Annotated in this window: 1 protein-coding gene; it reads left to right on the forward strand. The window is 56.6% G+C overall.

All coding sequences use genetic code 11. The features are described 5' to 3' along the window. Positions 1-459, forward strand: a 459-nt coding sequence (locus MXD62_RS10150) for an ABC transporter permease subunit (protein ID WP_248829079.1), incomplete at both ends; no start/stop codon positions are given.

The following is a 459-nucleotide window of genomic DNA, read 5'->3' on the forward strand; positions in this document are numbered from 1 at the left end:
GGCTTGGCCCTGTTTGTCGGCTACTTCCAGATCGGATTGACGATTCTTGGCGGTGCGGCCAGTTTGGCGCTGCTAAATCTGCCGGTGCTAACCCGTGTGGCCGAAGAAGCGATAAGGGCCGTACCACAGGAACTGCGCGCAGCAGCCTATGCACTCGGCTCAACCAAGTTCCAGTGCATTCGCAAGGTTGTGCTGCCTGCCTCGTTAAACGGAATCATTACGGGAATTAGTCTGGTCGCGGGCAGGGCGTACGGTGAATCGGCGGTCATCATTTTGACAGCGGGAACCAGTACCTCAGGAGAGATGTGGGATTTAAACCTGTTTTCTCCCGGCTCCACGCTGGCCGTCCACCTCTGGTATGTGCAGTCGGAAGCGATTGTGGCCGATGCCAGGGAGATTGCCGACAAAGCGGCGGCGGTACTTGTTTTTGTCGTGCTGCTGTTAAATCTGCTTTTGCGC

It is taken from the genome of Frankia sp. Mgl5 (assembly GCF_023242985.1).
GTDB classification, from domain to species: Bacteria; Actinomycetota; Actinomycetes; order Frankiales; family Frankiaceae; genus Parafrankia; species Parafrankia soli.